General features: G+C 67.1%; 18 protein-coding genes. 15 read left to right on the top strand and 3 right to left on the bottom strand.

The annotated features are described in order from the left end of the window. Positions 1–116 precede the first annotated feature (116 nt). From XcodCFBP4690_RS01645 to XcodCFBP4690_RS01585, 13 genes are all read left to right on the top strand, one after another. Positions 117–2,000 carry a S8 family serine peptidase gene (locus XcodCFBP4690_RS01645; protein WP_104539477.1) on the top strand — a complete coding sequence of 628 codons (1,884 nt, stop codon included), beginning with the start codon at positions 117–119 and terminating at the stop codon, positions 1,998–2,000. Positions 2,001–2,130: 130 nt separating this feature from the next. Continuing rightward, positions 2,131–3,858, top strand: a complete 1,728-nt coding sequence (gene gspE / locus XcodCFBP4690_RS01640) for a type II secretion system ATPase GspE (RefSeq protein WP_208622667.1) — start codon at positions 2,131–2,133, stop codon at positions 3,856–3,858. A 172-nt stretch (positions 3,859–4,030) separates the two neighbouring features. Next, a complete protein-coding gene (gene xpsF / locus XcodCFBP4690_RS01635) occupies positions 4,031–5,248 on the top strand; it encodes a type II secretion system protein XpsF (protein WP_104539335.1) in 1,218 nt (405 codons plus the stop codon). Between the two features lie 228 nt (positions 5,249–5,476). Further along, entirely contained in the window at positions 5,477–5,908 is a 432-nt protein-coding gene (gene gspG, locus XcodCFBP4690_RS01630; protein ID WP_104539334.1) for a type II secretion system major pseudopilin GspG, read from the top strand. 10 nt (positions 5,909–5,918) lie between these two features. Further along, entirely contained in the window at positions 5,919–6,428 is a 510-nt protein-coding gene (gene xpsH / locus XcodCFBP4690_RS01625) for a type II secretion system protein XpsH (protein WP_104539333.1), read from the top strand. Further along, the gene (gene xpsI, locus XcodCFBP4690_RS01620; protein ID WP_104539332.1) at positions 6,425–6,841 is read left to right on the top strand and encodes a type II secretion system protein XpsI; all 417 of its coding nucleotides are present in this window, start codon (positions 6,425–6,427) and stop codon (positions 6,839–6,841) included. The genes xpsH and xpsI overlap by 4 nt, the downstream gene beginning before the upstream one ends. Further along, positions 6,838–7,473, top strand: coding sequence for a type II secretion system protein J (locus tag XcodCFBP4690_RS01615; RefSeq protein ID WP_104539331.1), 636 nt, complete (start codon positions 6,838–6,840; stop codon positions 7,471–7,473). The genes xpsI and XcodCFBP4690_RS01615 overlap by 4 nt, the downstream gene beginning before the upstream one ends. Next, on the top strand, positions 7,470–8,321 hold the full coding sequence (locus XcodCFBP4690_RS01610) for a type II secretion system minor pseudopilin (protein ID WP_104539330.1): 852 nt from the start codon (positions 7,470–7,472) through the stop codon (positions 8,319–8,321). Before XcodCFBP4690_RS01615 ends, XcodCFBP4690_RS01610 begins: the two co-directional genes overlap by 4 nt. Further along, positions 8,318–9,439 (top strand): PilN domain-containing protein, encoded by a 1,122-nt coding sequence (locus XcodCFBP4690_RS01605; protein ID WP_104539329.1) that lies wholly within the window; start codon positions 8,318–8,320, stop codon positions 9,437–9,439. Before XcodCFBP4690_RS01610 ends, XcodCFBP4690_RS01605 begins: the two co-directional genes overlap by 4 nt. Further along, on the top strand, positions 9,423–10,079 hold the full coding sequence (gspM, locus tag XcodCFBP4690_RS01600; RefSeq protein WP_104539328.1) for a type II secretion system protein GspM: 657 nt from the start codon (positions 9,423–9,425) through the stop codon (positions 10,077–10,079). Before XcodCFBP4690_RS01605 ends, gspM begins: the two co-directional genes overlap by 17 nt. Then, complete coding sequence (gene xpsN, locus XcodCFBP4690_RS01595) at positions 10,069–10,848, top strand: type II secretion system protein XpsN (RefSeq protein WP_104539327.1); 780 nt, start codon at positions 10,069–10,071, stop codon at positions 10,846–10,848. Before gspM ends, xpsN begins: the two co-directional genes overlap by 11 nt. After that, positions 10,845–13,157: a type II secretion system secretin GspD gene (gene gspD, locus XcodCFBP4690_RS01590; protein ID WP_104539326.1), complete on the top strand. Its 2,313-nt coding sequence runs from the start codon at positions 10,845–10,847 to the stop codon at positions 13,155–13,157. The genes xpsN and gspD overlap by 4 nt, the downstream gene beginning before the upstream one ends. After that, on the top strand, positions 13,154–13,990 hold the full coding sequence (locus XcodCFBP4690_RS01585; protein ID WP_104539325.1) for a glycosyltransferase family 2 protein: 837 nt from the start codon (positions 13,154–13,156) through the stop codon (positions 13,988–13,990). Before gspD ends, XcodCFBP4690_RS01585 begins: the two co-directional genes overlap by 4 nt. A gap of 93 nt (positions 13,991–14,083) precedes the next feature. On the opposite strand, the gene XcodCFBP4690_RS01580 is transcribed toward XcodCFBP4690_RS01585, so the two are convergent. After that, positions 14,084–14,989 (bottom strand): AraC family transcriptional regulator, encoded by a 906-nt coding sequence (locus XcodCFBP4690_RS01580; RefSeq protein ID WP_167394425.1) that lies wholly within the window; start codon positions 14,987–14,989, stop codon positions 14,084–14,086. A gap of 241 nt (positions 14,990–15,230) precedes the next feature. Between XcodCFBP4690_RS01580 and XcodCFBP4690_RS01575 the strand changes: the two genes are divergently transcribed. Both XcodCFBP4690_RS01575 and XcodCFBP4690_RS01570 read left to right on the top strand, forming a co-directional pair. Continuing rightward, positions 15,231–15,995 carry a type 1 glutamine amidotransferase domain-containing protein gene (locus XcodCFBP4690_RS01575; RefSeq protein WP_104539323.1) on the top strand — a complete coding sequence of 255 codons (765 nt, stop codon included), beginning with the start codon at positions 15,231–15,233 and terminating at the stop codon, positions 15,993–15,995. Positions 15,996–16,158: 163 nt separating this feature from the next. Further along, complete coding sequence (locus tag XcodCFBP4690_RS01570) at positions 16,159–16,929, top strand: molybdate ABC transporter substrate-binding protein (protein ID WP_167394424.1); 771 nt, start codon at positions 16,159–16,161, stop codon at positions 16,927–16,929. A gap of 18 nt (positions 16,930–16,947) precedes the next feature. On the opposite strand, the gene XcodCFBP4690_RS01565 is transcribed toward XcodCFBP4690_RS01570, so the two are convergent. Together XcodCFBP4690_RS01565 and pnuC are read right to left on the bottom strand one after the other, a co-directional pair. Beyond that, positions 16,948–17,676 carry a UTRA domain-containing protein gene (locus XcodCFBP4690_RS01565; protein WP_104539321.1) on the bottom strand — a complete coding sequence of 243 codons (729 nt, stop codon included), beginning with the start codon at positions 17,674–17,676 and terminating at the stop codon, positions 16,948–16,950. 105 nt (positions 17,677–17,781) lie between these two features. Then, entirely contained in the window at positions 17,782–18,357 is a 576-nt protein-coding gene (gene pnuC / locus XcodCFBP4690_RS01560) for a nicotinamide riboside transporter PnuC (protein ID WP_104539320.1), read from the bottom strand. Positions 18,358–18,599: the final 242 nt, after the last annotated feature.

Here is an 18,599-nt window from a genome sequence, read left to right as displayed (position 1 = left end):
GAGGAATGGCCGTACCAGGGGCGACCGAGAAATCACCGCAGGCCGCGCAGCGGCTGCACGGCGTTTTCGACGCTGCTCCAAGCCTGATTCACGAAAAACACGAAGAGGACTTCACCGTGATCGACAAGACTTTCCGCCTCACCCCGCTGACCGGCGCCATCCTGATGATGGCGCTCGGTGCCTCCGGCACCCTGGCAGCCGCCCCGAAACTGCTGGTCAAGGAACCGACCCAGGCAGCTCCGGCCGGCGCCGCTTTCAGTAGCCGCCTGATCGTGCGCTACAAGGAAAATACCGCCGCTGCGACCGATCGCAGCAGCAAGCTGGGTGCGGTGCAGGCCGCGGTCGGCCGCGTTGGCGCCAGCACCGGCGCACGCAGCAGCGCTGCCGCTGCCAAGGCCACGTACGTGCGCAAGCTGGGCATCGGCTCGGACCTGATCAAGCTGTCCAGCACCCTGACCGCCGCGCAGGTGGACAAGGTCGTGGTCGAACTGAGGAACGATCCGTCCGTGGCCGACGTGCAGATCGACCGCATGCTGCGCCCGGTGGAGATCAACAAGAGCGTTGCCGCCACCGACGTGAGCCCGCAGCTGGTTCCCAACGACCCGCTGTACGCGCAGTACCAGTGGCACCTGAGCAACCCGAACGGCGGCATCAACGCGCCGGCCGCGTGGGACCTGTCGCAGGGTGCCGGCGTGGTGGTGGCGGTGCTGGATACCGGCATCCTGCCGGGTCATCCGGATTTTGCCGGCAATCTGCTGCAGGGCTATGACTTCATCACCGATGCCGAAGTCTCGCGTCGCCCCACCGACGCCCGCGTGCCTGGCGCGCTGGATTACGGCGACTGGGAAGAAGCCGACAACGTCTGCTATGACGGGTCCGTGGCGCAGGAAAGCTCCTGGCACGGCACCCATGTCGCGGGCACCGTGGCCGAAGCGACCAACAACGGCGTCGGCATGGCAGGCGTGGCGCCGAAGGCCACCGTGCTGCCGGTGCGTGTGCTAGGCCGCTGCGGCGGCTATACCTCCGACATCGCCGATGCGATCGTGTGGGCCTCCGGCGGTACGGTCGAGGGCGTTCCCGCCAACACCAACCCGGCCGAAGTCATCAACATGAGCCTGGGCGGCGGCGGTGCCTGCGATTCGGCGACCCAACTGGCGATCAATGGCGCGGTGTCGCGCGGCACCACCGTGGTGGTGGCGGCCGGCAACAGTGGCGAAGATGCGGCCAACCATTCGCCGGCCAGCTGCAACAACACCATCACCGTCGGTGCTACCCGCATCAATGGCGGCATCACCTATTACTCCAACTACGGCAGCAAGGTCGATCTGTCCGGCCCGGGCGGTGGCGGCAGCGTGGACGGCAACCCGGGCGGCTACGTCTGGCAGTCCGGCTACACCGGCGCCACCACTCCGACCTCCGGTTCCTACACGTACATGGGAATGGGCGGCACCTCGATGGCATCCCCGCACGTGGCCGGTATCGTGGCCCTGGTGCAGAGCGCGGCCATCGGCCTGGGCGAGGGCCCGCTGACCCCGGCCGCGGTCGAGGCCCTGCTCAAGCAGACCAGCCGTCGCTTCCCGGTGACCCCGCCGGCCAGCACCCCGATCGGCAGCGGCATCGTCGATGCCAAGGCCGCGCTGGAAGCGGTGCTCGAAGAGCCGTGCGATCCGGACACCGAGACCTGCGCCCCGACCGCCATCGCGCTGACCAACAAGGTGCCGCTGACCGGCCTGAGCGGCACGTATGGCAGCTCCACGCTGTACAGCTTCGAAGCCAAGGCCGGCGCGGTACTGAGCTTCATGACCTACGGCGGCACCGGCGATGTGTCGGTCTACGTTAGCCATGAGGCCGAGCCCAGCGCCACCAGCTTCGACGCCAAGTCGACGCGTCCGGGCAACAGCGAGACCGTGCGCTTCACCGCGCCCAAGGCGGGCACCTACTACATCAAGCTGGTGGGTGCGATGGACTATGCGAAGGTGACGCTCGTCGCGCGACAGTAAGTGCGGACAATAGTGTGACCGATGCCCCCGGCTCATCACCGGGGGCATCGTTTTTCAGGGCGATTCAGATGCGTGCGGTTGATCGTCGCGGCAAACTGCTACAGTCGGCGCCGGACCAGTGGAGACGAGTGTGAACGCGGTTGCCGTCGATCCAATTGAGCATCGAAGCGCGGAGATGCGCATCGTCGAAGCGCTGCTTGAACGCCGCCGTCTGAAGGACACCGATCTGCTGCGCGCGCGCCAGCTGCAGGCCGAATCGGGCATGGGCCTGCTGGCCCTGCTCGGCCGTCTGGGCCTGGTGTCCGAACGCGATCACGCAGAGACCTGCGCCGACGTGCTCGGCCTGCCGTTGGTGGACGCGCGCCAGCTCGGCGACACACCGCCGGAAATGCTGCCCGAAGTGCAGGGTCTGTCGCTGCGGTTTCTCAAGCAATTCCATTTGTGCCCGGTGGGCGAACGCGATGGCCGGCTGGATCTGTGGATCGCCGACCCGCACGACGACTACGCCATCGATGCGGTCCGTCTTGCCACCGGCTGTGCGCTGTTCCTGCAGGTCGGCCTGCGCTCGGAAATCGACGATCTGATCGAGCGCTGGTATGGCCAGGGCCGCAGCGCGATGGGCACCATCGTGGAAACCGCCGACGGCGACGCCAACAGCAGCGACGACATCGAGGCCTTGCGCGACCTGGCCTCTGAAGCGCCGGTGATCCGGCTGGTGAACCTGGTGATCCAGCACGCGGTGGAGCTGCGCGCCTCCGACATCCATATCGAACCGTTCGAAAGCCGGCTCAAGGTGCGCTATCGCGTGGACGGCGTGCTGGTGGAAGGCGAAAGCCCGCCCGCCAAGCTCACTGCCGCGGTGATCAGCCGCATCAAGATCATGGCCAAGCTCAACATCGCCGAGCGCCGGCTGCCGCAGGACGGGCGCATCATGCTGCGCGTGCAGGGCAAGGAGCTGGACCTGCGCGTGAGCACCGTGCCCACCGCGCATGGCGAGAGCGTGGTGATGCGCCTGCTGGACCGCGAAACGGTGGTGTTCGACTTCTACAAGCTCGGCTTCACCGAAGAATTCCTGCCGCAGTTCCGCAAGGTGCTGGAGCAGCCGCACGGCATCATGCTGGTCACCGGCCCCACCGGCTCGGGCAAGACCACCACGCTATACACTGCGCTGAGCCAGCTCAACACCGCCGACGTCAAGATCATCACCGTCGAAGATCCGGTGGAATACCAGATCGAGGGCATCAACCAGATCCAGGCCAAGCCGCAGATCGGGCTGGACTTCGCCAATGCGCTGCGCAGCATCGTGCGCCAGGACCCGGACATCATCATGATCGGCGAAATGCGCGATCTGGAAACCGCGCGTATCGCGATCCAGTCCGCGCTCACCGGCCACCTGGTGCTGTCCACGCTGCACACCAACAACGCTGCCGGCGGCATCACCCGCCTGCTCGACATGGGGGTGGAGGATTACCTGCTCACCTCCACCATCAACGGTATCCTGGCGCAGCGCCTGGTGCGCAAACTCGATCTGGCCAACGCCGAACGCTATGCCGCATCGCCGGAGGAGATCGAACGCTTCAACCTGCGCCGCCTGCAGCCCGATGGCGAGATCTTCCTGTATCGCCCGCGTCCCTCGGCGGCGGCGCCGACCGGGTATCTGGGCCGCACCACCATCGTCGAATTCCTGGTGATGAACGACGAACTGCGCCGTGCGGTGATGCGCCGCGCCGGCATGGGCGAGATCGAACAACTGGCCCGCCAGGCCGGCATGCGCACCATGTACGAAGACGGCCTGTCCAAGGCCCTGCGTGGCGAAACCACCATCGAGGAAGTACTGCGCGTCACGGAGGATGCGTGATCGGTGGGGCGACGGGACAGGGGACCCGGGACCGGGGACCCGGGGACAGCCAGGCCAATGGTTTGGTCAGACATCTGCCGCGCGCGTACCGAGGCGCGGCCAGGCCGCAGGTGCGCAGCGCATCGTTTTTCCCGAGTCCCCGGTCCCGGGTCCCCGGTCCCGGCGTTTACTGATGCCCCTCTACCGCTACAAGGCGCTCGACGCCCACGGCGAAATGCTCGATGGCCAGATGGAAGCGGCCAACGATGCCGAGGTGGCGCTGCGGCTGCAGGAGCAGGGCCACCTGCCGGTGGAAACCCGCCTGGCCACCGGCGAAAACGACTCGCCGTCGTTGCGCATGCTGCTGCGCAAGAAGCCGTTCGACAACGCGGCGCTGGTGCAGTTCACCCAGCAGCTGTCCACCCTGATCGGCGCCGGGCAGCCGCTGGATCGCGCCCTGTCGATCCTGATGGACCTGCCCGACGACGACAAAAGCCGGCGCGTGATCGCCGATGTACGCGACACCGTGCGCGGTGGCGCGCCGCTGTCCTCGGCGCTGGAGCGCCAGCACGGGCTGTTTTCCAAGCTGTACATCAACATGGTGCGCGCCGGCGAGGCCGGCGGCAGCATGCAGGACACCTTGCAGCGGCTGGCCGATTACCTGGAGCGCAGCCGCGCGCTCAAGGGCAAGGTGATCAACGCGCTGATCTATCCGGCGATCCTGCTGGCGGTGGTGGGCTGCGCGCTGCTGTTCCTGCTCGGCTATGTGGTGCCGCAGTTCGCGCAGATGTACGAAAGCCTGGATGTCGCCTTGCCGTGGTTCACCCAGGCGGTGCTGAGCGTGGGCCTGCTGGTGCGCGACTGGTGGATCGTGCTGGTGGTGGTGCCGGGCGTGTTGGGCCTTTGGCTGGATCGCAAGCGTCGCAATGCGGCGTTCCGCGCGGCACTGGACGAATGGTTGTTGCGCCAGAAGGTGATCGGCAGCCTGATCGCGCGACTGGAAACCGCACGGCTCACGCGCACGCTGGGCACCTTGTTGCGCAATGGCGTGCCGCTGCTTGCGGCGATCGGCATCGCGCGTAACGTGATGTCCAATACCGCGCTGGTGGAGGATGTGGCCGCCGCTGCCGACGATGTCAAGAACGGCCATGGCCTGTCGGTGTCGCTGGCGCGCGGTAAGCGGTTCCCGCGGCTGGCGCTGCAGATGATCCAGGTGGGCGAGGAATCCGGCGCCCTGGACACCATGCTGCTCAAGACCGCCGATACCTTCGAGCTGGAAACCGCGCAGGCCATCGATCGCGCACTGGCGGCGCTGGTGCCGTTGATCACCCTGGTGCTGGCCTCGGTGGTGGGGCTTGTCATCATTTCGGTGCTGGTACCGCTGTATGACCTCACCAATGCGATCGGCTGAGTGCAATGACCCACACCGCTGCGTTGCCGTCAGCCGGACCCGAGCGGGGCTCGGCATCGGCGGGTATCGCTCGTACACTTCGGTAGCGTCGCGCAGTGCGTTCAGCTGTGCGGGGTATCCACCACAACGTTCCGGTGACCGCGCAACACCCACGCGGGAACCAATGCAATGGTCGCCGTGTCATCTGCTGGCGGCAGCATCCTTCATCGACGTGCAAGGAAATCGTTCATGATCAAGCGTTCCATTACCCGCAGTCCGTCGCGTGCAGCCCAGGCCGGCATGAGCCTGCTGGAAATCATCATCGTCATCGTGCTGATCGGCGCGGTGTTGACCCTGGTGGGCAGTCGTGTGCTGGGCGGCGCCGATCGCGGCAAGGCCAACCTGGCCAAATCGCAGATCCAGACCCTGGCCGGCAAGATCGAGAATTTCCAGCTCGACACCGGCAAGTTGCCGGGCAAGCTCGACGACCTGGTCACCCAGCCCGGCGGCAGCAGCGGTTGGCTGGGCCCGTACGCCAAGCCGGCCGAACTCAACGACCCGTGGGGCCACACCATCGAATACCGCGTGCCCGGCGATGGCCAGCCGTTCGATCTGATGAGCCTGGGCAAGGACGGCCGCCCCGGTGGCAGCAGCTACGACGCGGACATCAAGTACCAATAAGCCTTACGACATGCGCGTTGCGCGTCCGCCGTTGCGTTGCCCGCATGCAGTGGTCGGCTCTGGGGGCAGGCGCACGCGTGGCAGTTCGCTGCTGGAAATGCTGCTGGTCATTGCGTTGATCGCGATGGCCGGCGTACTGGCCGCCGCCGCATTGAACGGTGGTATCGACGGCATGCGGCTGCGCACTGCCGGCAAGGCAATCGCCTCGCAGTTGCGCTATACGCGCACCCAGGCCATCGCCACCGGCACGCCGCAGCGGTTTCTGATCGATCCGCAGCAACGCCGCTGGGAAGCGCCCGGCGGCCACCGCGGCGACCTGCCGGCGTCGCTGGAGGTGCGCTTCACCGGCGCGCGCCAGGTGCAATCGCGCCAGGACCAGGGCGCGATCCAGTTCTTTCCCGATGGTGCATCCACTGGCGGCCGGATCGACCTGCAGGTCAAGGACGCGCGCTGGCGCGTGGACGTGGGCTGGATCACCGGCGAAGTGCGTTCCGGCCCGCTGCGGACGTCGGCGCCATGAAGCGGCAGCGCGGTTACAGCCTGATCGAGGTGATCGTCGCCTTCGCGTTGCTCGCGCTGGCGCTGAGCCTGTTGCTGGGGTCATTGTCCGGTGCGGCGCGCCAGGTGCGTGCGGCCGATGAAAGCACGCGTGCCACCTTGCACGCGCAGTCGTTGCTGGCCATGCAGGGCATGGAAAAACCCTTGGTTCCCGAGCAGCAGCAGGGCACTTTTGAAAATGGGCACTTCCGCTGGTCGATGGACGTGCGCCCCTACGACGAGCCGCGTCGCAATCCGCAGGCGCCGGTCGCGCCGGGCGGGCACCGCTTGCTGCAGTTGACCCTGGTGGTGCGGTGGGGCGATGCGCCCAACCAATTGCTGCAATGGCGCACCTTGCGCCTGGTCGCTGCCAGCGCGCAGGACGGGACGCTATGAGCCGCTCGCGCAATACAGGCTTCACCTTGATCGAGGTGTTGCTGGCCACGATGTTGCTGGTCGGCGGGCTGACGCTGGCCTTCGCCACGCTGCGCTCGGCCAGCGCAGTGAGCCAGCGTGGCGAAGCCATCGCCCAGCGCAGCGAGCGCGTACGCGCGGTGGAAGAATTCCTGCGCCGGCGACTGGCGGCCGCGTTGCCGCTGGCCATGGGCATCGACCCGCAGAGCCAGCAGCCGATGCTGTTCGTCGGCGAGCCGCAACGCATGCGCTTTGCCGCCGACATCCCGGATTATCTGGGCCGTGGCGGCCCGTATCTGCACGACCTGTCGGTGGTTGGCGATGGCGAGCAGCGCCGCCTGCAGATTGCGCTGACCATGTTGCAATCGGGCAAGTCGATCGAAGAAGGCACCGCCTTGCCGCCGGAGACGCTGGCCGACGGCGTGCAACAGGTGAGCTTTCGTTATCGCGGCATGGACCCGCAAAATGGCCGCCTCAGTGCCTGGCTGCCGCAGTGGGAATGGCATGACCGGCTGCCGCTGATGGTGCGCATCGAAATCCGCAGCAACGATGCGCCGTGGCCGCCGGTGGTGGTGGCGCTGCCGCAATCCAGCAACCCGGGAGCGGGGCAATGAGCCGGGCGCGCGGTGCCGCGCTGGTGCTGGTGTTGTGGTTGATCGCGCTGCTCACCGCGATGATCGGTGCATTTGCGCTGACCGCACGGGTGGAAGCCCTGCAGGGCAGCATGCTGCGCAATGGCGCACAGGCGCAGGAATATGCGCGTGCCGGCCTGGAATACGCACTCTCGCGCTTGCAAAGCACCGACACCCAGGCGCGCTGGCGCGCGGATGGCCGGCGCTATCGCTGGCGAATGGACGATGCCACGGTGGAAATCCGCATCACCGACGAAAGCGGCAAGGTGGATCTGAACATGGCCGAGCCGGCGCTGTTGGCCGGGCTGGTACGTGCGGTTGGCGGCGAACAGGGCCGCGATACGCGCATTGCCGGCGCCATCGTCGATTGGCGCGATGGCGATTCGTTGAGCCAGCCCGGCGGTGGCGCCGAAGATCGCGATTATGCCGATGCCGGCCTGCCGTACGGCGCCAAGGACAGCCCGTTCGAAACCCTGGGCGAACTGCGTCTGGTGCTGGGCATGGACAGCGAGCTGTATCGCAAGCTGCTGCCCAACATCACCCTGTACAGCGGGCGCTCGCGTCCGGAAGCGCGCTTTGCGCCTGGTCCGGTGTTGACCGCGATGGGGCTGGATGCGCAGCAACTGCTGGCGCAGCGTGACGCGCCGCTGGGTTTGCCGGGCAGCGAGGCGACGGTCGGTGGCTCTGACACTTATAGTATCGAGAGCCGGGCGCGACTGAGTCAGGGACGCGAGGCTGTATTGCGGGCGGTGGTGTCCACCAGCGCGTCTGCCTTGCCGGGATCGGCCTACACCGTGTTGCGTTGGGAAGAGGGAGCAGCAGTGCAATGACCGCATGGCGGGATACCTTGGGTCGTATCGGCGTACGCGCCATGCCGGGAGCCGGAGGCTTCTGGCGTTGGTGGCAGCATTCGCTGCTGGCGTGGTTGCCGCAGCGCTGGCAATGGCAGTTGGGCCTGTCGCAGGCGCGTCTGCTATTGCAGCTCGATGGCGAAACCCTGCACCTGGTGCGCCAGCGCGATCACAGTCGCGAGGCGATCGCCAGCCTGCCCTGGCCGGTGCAGCCGCAGGAAGTCAACGCCGTGCTGCCGACCGCGCTGGACGGACTGCCGCGGCATTGGCTGCTGCCGGCCGCACACACCTTGCGGCGTCCCTTGCGCCTGCCGGCCGCTGCTGCGGCGCGGCTGCAGGATGTGGCGCGTTTCGAGATCGACCGGCAAACCCCGTTCACTGCCGACCAGGTGTATTTCGATGCACGCGTGCTCGACGTGCGCGAAGACGGCCAGCTCGATGCCGAACTGGTGGTGGTGCCGCGGCGCATGATCGATGGCCCGGCCGGTGTGCCCGATGCCTGGGCCACGGCCTTGTCCGGCATCGACGTGGCCGATGCGCAGGGCGCGCCGCTGGGCGTGAACCTGCTGCCGCCGGCGCGCCGCCTGCGGCGCAGCGACCCGATGCAGCGCTGGAACCTGTTGCTTGCCGCTACCGCCGTGGTGTTGCTGGCGGTAGCCGGTTGGCTGCTGCTGGACAATCGCCGCCAGGCCGCCGACGACCTGCGCGCCAAGGTGCAGGCCAATGCCGCGCGCGCGCGCCAGGTGGCCGCCGAACGCCAGCAACTGATGGACCTGGTCGAAGGCGCCAACTTCTTCCAGAAACAACGTGCCACGCGCCCGACCTCGGTGGAGATCTGGGACGAGCTGAGCCGGCGTCTGCCGGGCGGTACCTATCTGGAAAAATTCTCGGTCGAAGGCGGGCAATTGCAATTGATCGGCTTGAGCAACGAAGCCTCCTCGCTGGTGCGCCGTCTGGAAGGCTCGCCGCTGTGGCGCACGCCTTCGCTGACCGGCGTGCTGCAGAGCGATGCCGGTCGGAATGTCGATCGCTTCACCATCACCGCCGAGCTGGCCGGTCCGGATGCGAAGGAGGCGGCCGATGCCACGCAACGTTAAGCGCGACCGCTGGATCGCGTTGGGCCTGCTGTTGCTGGTGCTGGGCGTGGCCTATCTGGTGCTGGTGCACCCGTGGTTCACCCAGCCGATGATCGCCGTGCAGGACGAACTGCAAGCGCTGCGCGAGCGCGAGCTGCGCGTGCGCGTGCAGCTGCAGCAGGCACCGGAAGTCAGCAAACGGCTGCAGCAGGCGCGCCAGACCCTGGAGAGCCGCCCCGGCTTCCTGCCGGAAACCTCCGCCGAGCTGGCCTCGGCCGGGCTGGTGCAGCGGCTGGAACGCGCGGTGGTGGAAGCCAGCCCCGGCAACCGCAGCTGCGCCATCAGCAACCGCTCGCCCTTGCAGCCGGAAAGCAAGGACCGCTTCACCCGCGTGGCGGTGCAGGTGCGCCTGCGCTGCGGCACCCCGGAGCTGGCCTCGGTGCTGTACAGCCTGGAAAACGGCACCCCGCGCCTGTTCGTGGACAATCTCAACGTGATGGCGCAGCGCTACCAACTCTCGCCCAACGAAAGCGGCAACGGCCTGGATATCGCCTTCGAACTGGCCGGCTATCTGCGCCCGGGCGCCAGCGCCGCGCCGTTGAACACCGATGCCGCGCCCGCCGCTGCCGCCGACGCCGGGGAGGCCAGCAATGCGCCTTGACCTGATCGGCTTGCGCACCTGGCTGCTGGCCACGGTGGTCGGCTGGGCGCTGCTGGTGTGCATCCTGGCGGTGGCCGGGCTGGGCAAGCGGGTGGACCTGCTGCCGGACGACCCGGCGCTGGTGCAACGCCTGCCCACCCTGCCGGCGCCGGCGCCTGAGCGCCTGGGGGCCTTCGAGAAGTATTCGGAGATCGCCGCGCACCCGGCCTTCGCCGAAGATCGCCTGCCGCACCCGTTCTTCCTGTCCGGCAACGACGGCAGCGGCGCGGCCTCGACGGTGCGTCTGACCGGCGTGCTGCTGACCGAGAACTTCAAGATGGCCACGCTGACCCTGGACCCACAGGATTCGGTGCGCGTGCAGCTGGGCGGCGAGGCGGTCAAGGGCTGGCGCCTGCTGGCGCTGCAGCCGCGCAGCGCAACCATCGAAGGCCCCGGCGGTACCCAGACCCTGGAACTGCACGTGTTCAACGGCCAGGGCGGGCAGCCGCCCACTGCCAACGCCGCCGCTGGCACCCCGCCGTTACCGCCGCCCGATGCCGCCGCGACCGTGCAACCGCCACAGCAGCCGCAGCCGCAGCCGTCCACGCCGCCGCAGCAGCCCGGCGGGCAGGCACCGCCGACGGTGCCGCCGCAGCGCAGCGATGGCGCACAGGAAGCCCCACGCCCCTCCGACGATCAGATGCGGGCCATCCGCGAACGCATCGAAGCCCGACGCCGCCAGCTGCAACAGCAGCGCCAGAGCGGCTCTACCCCCGGTCAGACCCAATGAGTGAACGCATGACGCCGCGCCTGTTTCCCGTGTCCCTGCTGATTGGCCTGCTGGCCGGTTGCGCCACCACTCCGCCGCCGGACGTGCGCCGCAATGCGCGCCTGGACCCGCAAGTCGGCGCCGCCGGTGCCACCCAGACCTCCGCCGAGCAGCGTGCCGACGGCAATGCCAGCGCCAAGCCCAGCCCGGTGATCCGCCGCGGCAGCGGCACCATGATCAACCAGGGCGCGGCTGGCGCGCCGGCGCCCACGTTGGGCATGGCCAGCAGCGGCAGCGCCACCTTCAACTTCGAAGGCGAATCGGTGCAGGCGGTGGTCAAGGCGATCCTGGGCGACATGCTCGGGCAGAACTACGTCATCGCGCCCGGCGTGCAGGGCACCGTGACCCTGGCCACGCCCAACCCGGTCTCGCCCGCGCAGGCGCTGAACCTGCTGGAGATGGTGCTGGGCTGGAACAATGCGCGCATGGTGTTCAGCGGTGGCCGCTACAACATCGTGCCGGCCGACCAGGCATTGGCTGGCACGGTGGCGCCCAGCACCGCATCGCCCTCGGCCGCACGCGGCTTCGAGGTGCGCGTGGTGCCCTTGAAGTTCATTTCCGCCAGCGAGATGAAGAAGGTGCTCGAACCCTACGCGCGCCCGAACGCCATCGTCGGCACCGACCCGGCGCGTAATGTGATCACCCTGGGCGGTACCCGCGCCGAGCTGGAAAACTACCTGCGCACCGTGCAGATCTTCGACGTGGACTGGCTGTCGGGCATGTCGGTGGGCGTGTTCCCGATCCAGTCCGGCAAGGCCGAAAAGGTCGCCGCCGATCTGGAAAAAGTGTTCGGCGAACAGAGCAAGACGCCCAGCGCCGGCATGTTCCGCTTCATGCCGCTAGATAACGCCAATGCGGTGCTGGTGATCACGCCGCAGCCGCGCTACCTGGACCAGATCCAGCAGTGGCTGGACCGCATCGACAGTGCCGGTGGCGGCGTGCGGCTGTTCTCGTACGAGTTGAAGTACATCAAGGCCAAGGATCTGGCCGATCGCCTGGCGGAAGTGTTCGGCGGGCGTGGCAATGGCGGCGACTCGAACGCCTCGCTGGCACCGGGGGCGGAAACCAGCGTGCTGGGCGGCCAGCTGGGCAATCGCGACAGCAGCATGGGCGGCAGCTCCGGCCTGACCGGAGGCAGCATCGGTGAAAACGGGAGCAGCAGCGGCACGGTGGGCGGCGAGTTCGGCGGCAGCAGCGGCATGGGTAGCGGCAGTACCGGCGGCGGCCTGGGCAACGGCAGCCTGCAGCTGTCGCCGCGCAGCAACGGCAACGGCGCGGTGACGCTGGAAGTGGAGGGCGACAAGGTCGGCGTGTCGGCAGTGGCCGAAACCAACACCTTGCTGGTGCGCTCCACCCCGCAGTCCTGGAATTCCATCCGCGACGTCATCGAAAAGCTCGACGTGATGCCGATGCAGGTGCATATCGAGGCGCAGGTGGCTGAGGTGAATTTGACGGGTGCGCTTCAGTACGGCGTTAACTGGTACTTCGAAAATGCGGTGAATGCAGCCCCCGATTCGATCACCAACGGGTTTGGCGGCGCGGGGCTTCCCAGTGCGGTAGGGCGAAACATCTGGGGTGACATCGCCGGTCGGGTAACCAGTGGCGGTCTCGGTTGGACCTTCCTAGGGAAGAACGCCGCTGCAGTTATCACCGCACTTGACCGAGTGACTAATGTACGTTTGCTTCAGACCCCCTCGGTGTTCGTCCGAAATAATGCTGAGGCCACTCTCAACGTAGGTTCGCGCATCGCGATCAATTCAACTTCCATCAACACTGGAATCGGCAGTGACAGCACGTTCTCTTCGGTGCAATACATCGATACCGGTGTGATCCTGAAGGTGCGTCCACGGGTGACAAAGGACGGCATGGTGTTCTTGGATATCGTGCAGGAAGTCAGCAGCCCAGATAACCGTCCGGCTGCGTGCCTTTCGGCGACCGCAACAGTCAATGCTGCTGCATGTAACGTCGATATCAATACACGCCGGATCAAGACCGAAGCCGCGGTGCAAAGCGGAGATACCATCATGCTCGCTGGCTTGATTGACGACAGGACAACCGATGGTAGCGAGGGTGTGCCATTTCTCAGCAAACTCCCCGTGGTGGGTGCCTTGTTTGGCCAGAAGACCAAGGACAGCAACCGCCGCGAAGTCATCGTCCTGATCACTCCCTCGATCGTGCGCAACCCGCAGGAAGCGCGCAATCTCACCGACGAGTACGGCCAGAAGTTCAAGGCCATGGAGCCGCTGAAACCCAGCCAGAAGCCGCAATGAGTGCGGCGCTGCCCGTCGTGCTGGTGCCGGTGGGCACCGACGACGAGGCCCTGGATGCCTGCCTGGGCGCGCTCGATGCGGCCACACCCGCCGGCACGCGGGTGTGGCTGGCCGACGATGCGCAGGCCGGCCCGCGCGGACGCGCGGTGATCGAGCACTGGCTGGCGCGCACCCGGCTACAGGCGCATCACACCCGTCGCCAGCGCATGCTGGGCGAGGTGGCGCATCTGGATGAAATGCTCAGTGCCTGCGGCGATGCCGATGTGGCGGTGCTGGGCGTGGATGCTTGCCCGTTGCCGGGCTGGCTGGGCCAGTTGAGCGCATGTTTCGCGCGCGATGCCGCCATCGCCACCGCCACGCCGTGGAGCAATGTGGGCGAAGCCTGCAGCTGGCCGCGGCAGGGTGAACTCAACCCCATGCCGGAGGCGCCGCAACGGCTTGCCGCCGCCTGTGCGGCGATGCCGCCGCTGCATCCGGAACTGCCGTCGGCGGTCGGCCATGCGGTGCTGTTGCGCGGCAGCGCGCGGCGCAAGGCCGGCGGCCTGGATGCCAGCAGTTACGGCTCGTGGTACGCCGCGCTGGTGGACCTGAGCCTGCGCATGGGCGGGCTGGGTTGGCGCAATGTGCTGTGCGAGAGCGCCTTTGTCGCCTCGCCGCATGAAGGGTATCCGGCCGACGGCGACATGGATGCCCTGGCCACCCGCTGGCCGGCCTGGCACGCACGCCTGGCCAGCTTCCTGATGCACGACCCGCTGCGTGCGCAGCGCGAACAACTGAGCCAGTTGCTGGCCGAGCTGCCACCGCCGGATCCGCAGCACCGGCTGTTCGGTTAGCCCGCCTCCACTCCAGGTAGGCGCTTTGCAGTGGGAAAGGACACGCCAGCTGCGCAACAGGACATCGACGTTCGGTAGCGCAGGGGCAACGGGTCAGTCGAAAAATTCCGGCGTGCCATGCAGCTGCGCGATACCGCGTTCGCTGAGGATCGCGCGCAGTTGCGCAGTGATGTTGCCGGGAGTATCGCCGAACAGCCGTTTGAACTCGCGGCCGAATTGCGACACGCTCTCGTAGCCGACACGCGCGGCCGCCTGGGACGCGCTCATGCGTTCGTTGACCATGAACATGCGGGCGCGATGCAGCCGGATCGTCTTGAGGTACTGCAATGGCGATGAGGCGGTGATGTGCTTGAAATGCGCATGGAACGAGGACAGGCTCATTCCGGCGTCGCGCGCCATGCGTTCGATGTCGTGGTCCTGCGCATAGTCGGTGTGCAGCCGGTTCAGGATCTTGGCGATCTGGCCGAACCGGCTGCCGGTATGGCCGAGCGCGCGCAGATTGCTGCCATGCGCACTGTCGAGCAGCCGATAGGTCAGCTCACGGATCAGTGCCGGCCTGAGGATGCGTGCCTCCTCCGGACGCCGCATGCAGGCCAGCAGGCGGAGCGCCGCGTCCGCCAGTGCGTCATCCATCGGGCAGGCCTGCATCGCTTGCAGCGCCGATTCCGGCGGCGGCGCATCCAGTTGGAGCAGCAGCTCGGTGACCAGGGCGGGCGTGATCCTCACCACCATGCCCAGCACCGGTTCGGACGGCGTGCCGAAGGTTTCGCTCTCGAACGGCAATGGGACATTGAGCGTCAGGCAGTGACCGGGATCGTAGGCGAATGTCCGGTCGGCAAAGCGGGCGAGCTTTCTTCCCTGCGCAATGATGACGACGCTGGGCGCATAGATCATCGGCCTGCGGGACAGGTGCCTGCCCGAACGCATCAGCCGCACCTCCGGCAACGCCGACGGCAGAAATCCGTCACTGGTGGCAAGCGCGCCGATGCGCCTGGCCATCTCCTGCATCTGCGTCGAAAGGTGCAACGCGTGCCGGCCAGGCGCCATCGGGACATCACCGCTGAAGATGGTCGCACTGTAGGCGTGCGGCCCGCGGTGCCGCAACCGTTTGCTGCGCGTGCTTGCAGGATCGGGCAAAAGATTCGGAACTTTGCGCCTTATCCGTCCGGGTGGCTGCGACTAGCCTGCTTCCAGGCCGACACCGGTTGGCCGACGACCCGCCCAGCAGGAGTGTCCACGCGTGCATGTCTTTCTCAGAACCATCGTCATCGTCCTGTCGTTGCTGGCCGCTGGCTCCGCCGCGGCGGCCAATGCCACGGCACCAGGTCCGGCAAAAAAACGCGTCCTGATCGTGGTGTCCAGCCTGGACAGGAAGGCGCCGAACCTGGTGGGCGGATTCTGGTTTCCGGAACTGACCCACCCTGTGGAAGTCTTCAATCACGCGGGGCTGGATTACGACATCGCCAGCCCGAAGGGCGGCCTGGCGCCGTTCGACGGCTTCGATCTGAAGGATCAGGCGAACCTGGACTTCTGGACCAGCCCGCAGCATCGCAACAAGCTGGGCAACACGCTCAGGCTGGCGACGGTCGACCCGGCGAACTATGCGGCGATCCTGCTGGTCGGTGGCCATGGCCCGATGTGGGACTTCGTCGACAATCCGGAGCTGGGCGCCCTCGTGCGCACCATCTACGACAACCATGGCATCGTCAGCGCGGTATGCCATGGCCCTGCCGGGCTGGTCGATGTCAGGCTGGGAAATGGCGCACGGCTGATCGACGGGCGCCGCCTGACCGCGTTCACCGCGGAGGAAGAGGCCGCCCGGCACTACGACACGATCGTTCCCTTCGAACTCGAACAGGCCTTGAAGGATGCCGGCGCGAGGTTCGAGCAAGCCTCGAACTTCGAGTCCCGCGTCGTGGTGGACGACCGCCTGATCACCGGGCAGAACCCCGCATCGGCCAAGGGGGTGGGCGAGGCGGTGGTCAATGCGCTGCGTGGGCGCTGATGCGCCGTGCAGCGACGTGCGCAGGCCGGCGCGTTATCCGTGCCGGTATCGCCCGTCCGTCGTGCCTGGCGTTCGGCACACCTTGGGGCAATCGCCGCACGCGGCGCGTGATCAGGGGGCAACGATGACCGACACGCCGATGGCAGGCTGGTGCAACTTCGCAATGCGGTCCGCGCGCGCCGCAGCCGTCGTGGTGCTGTGGTTGCTGATCGCCGATGCCAACGCCAATGCAGCAGAGGTGCAGGTGCTGGCCACCACCGCGATGCGACCGGTGCTGGAGCGGATCGCCCCGGATTTCGAGCGATCCACCGGACATCGTCTGTTGTTTTCCTGGGGCGCCTCCTATGGATCGGCGCAGGATTCCCTGCCGGTGCGCATCGGCAGGGGGCAGCCGGTCGATGTGGCGATCATGATCGACGATGCGCTGCAGACCCAGATCCGGCGCGGTCGGTTTCGGGTCGAAACCCGAGTGGGTCTTGCCACCTCGCGTATCGGGCTGGCGGTGAGACAGGGCGGGCACAGGCCCGACATCGGCACCGTCGACAGCACGCGCCGCAGTCTGCTGTCCGCAAGATCGGTGGCCTTGTCGGATGGCATCAGCGGGAGATACGTCACCGAGAGCCTGCTGCCCCGGTTGGGTATCGCCGACCAGCTGGCCGGCAAGCTCCGGATCATCGAAGCGCCGGAACTGGTCGGCCAGGCGTTGCTGCGCAACCAGGCGCAGGTGGGTCTGCAGCAGATGAGCGAATTGCTGGCGGTTCCCGGCATCCAGGTGGTCGGGCCGCTGCCCGAAGCGTTGCAACGCGCCAACGTGGTTGCCGCGGCGATCGCGCAGCATGCCGGGCAACCGGCGGCGGCTGCGGCGTTGATCGCCTATCTGGCGACACCCGCTGTTGCGGCGGAGCTGGAAAAGGCAGGGTTCGGCCCACTCTAGCGACGGATGCCGCGCGCGCTAGCGCATGGCATGCGTTGGCGCATCGGTGCGTACCACCACTTCTAGCGCATCGTGGCGCCAGGATTCGATATCCAGCTCCACCGCGCGGCCGTCTTCGGCGAAGCTGATGCGTTGCAGTCGGAAACACGGCGTGCCGGTGGTGGACTGCAGCAGCATGGCCTGCGTGGCATCCAGGCCGGCCGGGTGCATCGACAGCTGCGCGCGGCTCAGGAACAGCCCGAGCTTCTGGTTGAAGACGCTCGACAGCGAGCCGGCCAGATCGTGCTCGAGCAGGCTCGGCGCCCAGGCGGCGAGCACCACGTTGGTTTCCAGCAGCACCGCACGGCGGTCGATCCAGCGCCGGCGCTGCAGCACGAACACATCCTGGTACGGCGATTCCAGCCGCAGCGCGGCGGCAAATGCGGTGCCTGCCGGTTGACGGGTTGCGCTCAGCAGCTCGGTGCGCGGTTTGCGCCCTTGCGCGGCCACGTACTGCATGAAGCCGGCGATGCTGGTGGGGTCGTAGCGCACGCGCGGTGCGCTGACGAACCAGCCGCGGCGGTTTTCGCGGTAGATGCGCCCCTGCGCCTCCAGTTGCTGCAGGGCCTCGCGCAAGGTGATACGGGTGCAGCCGAAGCGCTCGGCAAGCGCGCGTTCCACCGGCAGGCGCTGGTCCGCGCCCCATTCGCCAGCGGCGATCTGTGCGGAGACGATTTCGGTAATGGCGTGTTGGCGCGACGCACTCATGCGGGACGTCGCCAGGCGGGTAGTTGGAGCATCGGTAGGACGACGGATGGGAAGTGGTGCATGCGGCGATGGTAAAGACAAACGCGCAGGCAAACCGCCCCCGGCTCAGCGTAGTGCGGACAGATTCCGGTTCTGTTGGGCTTTCCAGCTGCGCCATCCGTACACGGCCAGCGCCACGAAGGCGGCGTAGAGCAGGGCAGTGGGATACAGGCCCTTGCTGACGAACACGCCCACGTAGATGCAGTCGAGCACGATCCACAGCACCCAGTTGGCGATGCGCTTGCGCGCGGCCCAGACGCTGGCGACCAGGCTGAAGCTGGCCAGTGCCGCGTCCAGCCACGGCAGCACGGCATCGGTGCGGTGGTGCATGTAGGCGCCCAGCGCGGCGGCGAATGCCGCGCCGATGCACAGGCTGAGCCCCAGCTCCCGCTGCGGCATTGGCAGCGGGCGGATGCGTGTCTGCACGCCACTGCTTTGTCGCCACTGCCACCAGCCATACAGCTGGGTCAGCACGTACACGCCCTGCAGCAGCATGTCCGAGTAAAGCTTCCACTGGTAGAACAACCATGCGTACAAGGCCACCGCCACGATGCCCACCGGCCAGCACCAGCGGACGCGTCGCGCGGTCAGCCACACGCCCAGCAGGTTGATCACGACAGCGATGGATTCGAGCAACGACATGCAATGCCTGATGGAAAGTGGAGAGCGGAAAGCGGAAAGCGGAAAGCGGAAAGCGGTGGTAGAGCTGCAACCCGTGCAACACCGTGATGCGGAAGTGGATGCCGTGCGATGCCCCGAAGCTGCGTGCAATGGAAACGCCACAGCGCCCTCATCGCTGAGCTCCTGCCTTGGAGCGGCTATCAGAACGTCACGTCCTTCCCCCGCTTGCGGGGGAAGGTGCCCGAAGGGCGGATGGGGCAGCA

The sequence above is a fragment of the Xanthomonas codiaei genome (genome assembly GCF_002939785.1).
GTDB lineage: Bacteria > Pseudomonadota > Gammaproteobacteria > Xanthomonadales > Xanthomonadaceae > Xanthomonas > Xanthomonas codiaei.
Note: the sequence above shows the minus strand (reverse complement) of the source record. Positions and strands in the feature narration are given on the sequence as shown.